Source organism: Streptomyces spongiae (genome assembly GCF_009377185.1).
Lineage (GTDB): Bacteria > Actinomycetota > Actinomycetes > Streptomycetales > Streptomycetaceae > Streptomyces > Streptomyces spongiae.
In genome coordinates this window covers 1-3,085 of sequence record NZ_VJZC01000858.1, presented here as the reverse complement: position 1 = coordinate 3,085, position 3,085 = coordinate 1, and the positions used below count along the sequence as shown (strand labels likewise).

Annotated in this window: 2 protein-coding genes and 1 pseudogene; 1 reads left to right on the top strand and 2 read right to left on the bottom strand. The window is 68.6% G+C overall.

All coding sequences use genetic code 11. The features are described 5' to 3' along the window. On the bottom strand, positions 1 to 472 hold a 472-nt coding region (locus tag FNH08_RS47870; RefSeq protein WP_152778176.1), incomplete at its 3' end, for a ribose-5-phosphate isomerase. A 340-nt stretch (positions 473 to 812) separates the two neighbouring features. Here FNH08_RS47870 and FNH08_RS47865 point away from each other — a divergent pair. Continuing rightward, a complete protein-coding gene (locus FNH08_RS47865) occupies positions 813 to 2,363 on the top strand; it encodes an amino acid permease (protein WP_152778175.1) in 1,551 nt (516 codons plus the stop codon). 91 nt (positions 2,364 to 2,454) lie between these two features. Here FNH08_RS47865 and FNH08_RS51325 read toward each other — a convergent pair. Then, positions 2,455 to 3,085 (bottom strand): annotated as a pseudogene (locus tag FNH08_RS51325) (serine/threonine protein kinase); the annotation flags it as partial.

Genomic DNA, 3,085 nt, shown 5'->3' with positions numbered 1-3,085 from the left:
GGTGCGAGGGGATCGGGGGGAGGTCGCCCGTCTTCTCGTAGGTCGACAGCATGTCGATGCGGCGGATGTGGCGTGCGTCACCAGAGAAAGGCGTATTGAGGAAGGTCTCGACGAACTTCGTCGCCTCCTCCTGGGTGTGCATGCGCGCGCCGACCGCGATGACGTTGGCGTCGTTGTGCTCGCGCCCCAGCGACGCGGTCTCCACGCTCCAGGCGAGGGCCGCGCGGACGCCCGTCACCTTGTTGGCCGCGATCTGCTCGCCGTTCCCGGAGCCGCCGATCACGATGCCGAGGGAGCCGGCGTCGGCGGCCGTCTGCTCGGCGGCACGGAGGCAGAACGGCGGGTAGTCGTCCTGGGCGTCGTGGATGTGGGGTCCGCAGTCGACGGGCTCGTGGCCGGCGGCCTTCAGCCACTCGACGAGGTGGTTCTTGAGTTCGTAGCCGGCGTGATCGGAGCCGAGGTAGACGCGCATGGTCCGAGTGTGACACGCCTGTTTCGCGGTGGCCCGCCGGGGGGCCGACAGCGAAAAATCCAGGCAACACCATTAAACCTCAAGAAAACCTCAAGTAACGATCTGGATTCAAAGGTTCAAGAATTCCTTTGCCTCCGATTCACTGGACCGAATTGTTCAGCTCCGGTTGCGTTCTCGCGCCCGCCACCGCGTTGGGCTCTCGCCGTCCTTCCGTGTCCCGCTCTCACGGGAGTCATGGAGGGCCCCAATAGGGGGCAGGCGCACAAGACGCAACACAACATCGCGCCAGACATCACCGGTGTCTGGCCCCGTCCCTCCAGCGGCGCAAAGGAACTCCCCCATGACTTCGCAGCCGACCACGCCAACGAAGGCCGGAAGCGGCCCAGGCGGCAACGGAGAGCCCGACAGCGGCCTCCAGGCCGGACTCAAGAACCGTCATCTGTCCATGATCGCCATTGGTGGCGTCATCGGTGCCGGCCTCTTCGTAGGGTCCAGCTCCGGTATCGCCACCGCCGGCCCCGGCATTCTCCTGTCCTACGCCCTCGTGGGGACGCTGGTCGTCCTCGTGATGCGGATGCTCGGTGAGATGTCGGCCGCCAACCCGACGTCCGGGTCGTTCTCCGCCCACGCCGACCGCGCGCTCGGTCCCTGGGCGGGGTTCTCGATCGGCTGGCTGTACTGGTTCTTCTGGGTCGTCGTGCTGGCCGTGGAGGCCACCGCCGGCGCCAAGATCCTCGAAGAGTGGATTCCCCAGGTACCGCAGTGGGGCTGGGCCCTCATCGTGATGGTGGTGCTGACCGCCACCAACCTCGTGTCGGTCGGCTCGTACGGTGAGTTCGAGTTCTGGTTCGCGGGGATCAAGGTCGTCGCGATCGCCGCGTTCATCGTGGTGGGTGGGCTCGCCGTCTTCGGGGTGCTGCCGGGCGTCGACGCCGAGAAGGCCGGGTTGTCCAACCTGACCGAGCACACCGGATTCCTGCCGAACGGTCCGGGCGCGATCCTCATCGGCGTCCTACTCGTCGTCTTCTCCTTCATGGGCACCGAGATCGCCACCCTGGCGGCCGGCGAGTCGGAGCACCCGCAGAAGGCGGTCACCAAGGCGACCAACAGCATCATCTGGCGTATCGCCGTCTTCTACCTGGGCTCGATCTTCGTCGTGGTGACGCTGCTGCCGTGGAACGACCCGGCCATCGAGGACAAGGGCTCGTACGTCGCCGCCCTGGACTCCCTCGGCATCGCGCACGCCGGCCAGATCATGAACTTCATCGTGCTGACGTCCGTGCTGTCCTGCCTCAACTCCGGTCTCTACACGGCCTCCCGGATGGCGTTCTCGCTCGGCACGCGCGGTGACGCGCCGAAGGCGTTCGCGCGTACGAACGCGCGTGGTGTGCCGATGGCGGCGATCCTCTCCTCGGTCGTCTTCGGGTTCGTCGCGGTCTTCTTCAACTACGCGTACCCCGACACGGTCTTCCTCTTCCTCGTCAACTCCTCCGGCGCCGTGGCCCTGTTCGTCTGGCTGGCGATCTGTTTCTCCCAGCTGCGGCTGCGGAAGGTCATCGAACGCGAGGAGCCGGAGAAGCTGGTCGTCCGGATGTGGCTGTACCCGTACCTGACCTGGGCGACCATCGCGCTGATCGTGTTCGTCCTGGGCTACATGCTGACCGACACCGAGCACGGCAACCGCGACATCCTGCTGCTGTCGCTGCTGGTCGCGGCCCTCGTGGTGGGGGTCTCGCTGGTCAAGGACAAGGTGCTGGGCGGCGGGCGGACCGCGACGCCGGGGGCTTCTGAGGCTTCTGAGTCTGCGGGGGCTTCGGGCTCCCCCGGGTCCTCCGGGTCCTCCGCGAAGGTGGCGGACTCCAAGGCCGGGGCTCCTGGCGACAGGAGCTGACTTACCGAGTGCGAGTACCGGGGTCCGACAGTTTCGGCTGTCGGGCCCCGGTGGTGTTTCGGGGGTACGAGGGCGCGCCGTGGTGTACGGGTCACAGGGGCGTGAAGCTGTCCCTCACCCGCTCGTACGCCGGCAGGGCGCGGTCCTCGATGTCCGGGGCGTACCAGGTGCTGATCTCGTAGGACGTGCCGCCGGAGCGGAAACCGAGCAGCCGGACGTGCCAGGGCAGGCCCCTGGCCGTGACGGTGTACTCCCAGACCACCGCGGGCGCGCCACGGAAGGTGGTCTCCTCCAGGCGGATCCTGCGGTAGTCGAGGCCCTTGCTCGTGTCCTTCTCCTCCTTGTCCCGCCACTGGCTCAACAGGTCGCCCTGGGCCGGGGCGGCGTTGGCCAGGATCTCCTGTTGGCGGTCGGGCGAGGTGTAGTGCACTTCGGCGCCGCTCTGCGCCACCCGTTGCCAGCCCTCGGGCGGGACCCACGCGTACAGCCCGGCCTCGCGCTCGGCCCCGGCCGGGATGCTGGGCGGGCGCGAGGTCCCGGCGACGGTGGGTGACGGGGAGGAGGGGCCGCGGTCGTGGTCGCCGGTGGGGCCGGAGGTGACCGCCGACGGTGACGCGGAGGACGCTCCCTTGCCTTCCGGCGGACCGCCGCCGGCCGGGACGACGAGCGCCGCGACGGCTCCGGCCGCGGCCACGCCCACGGCGGCCGCGACGCCGATACGG

What these genes read in the sequence shown, in the direction of transcription:
- FNH08_RS47865 (WP_152778175.1), top strand. Translation starts at nt 813, where the DNA reads ATGACTTCGCAGCCGACCACGCCAACGAAGGCCGGAAGCGGCCCAGGC.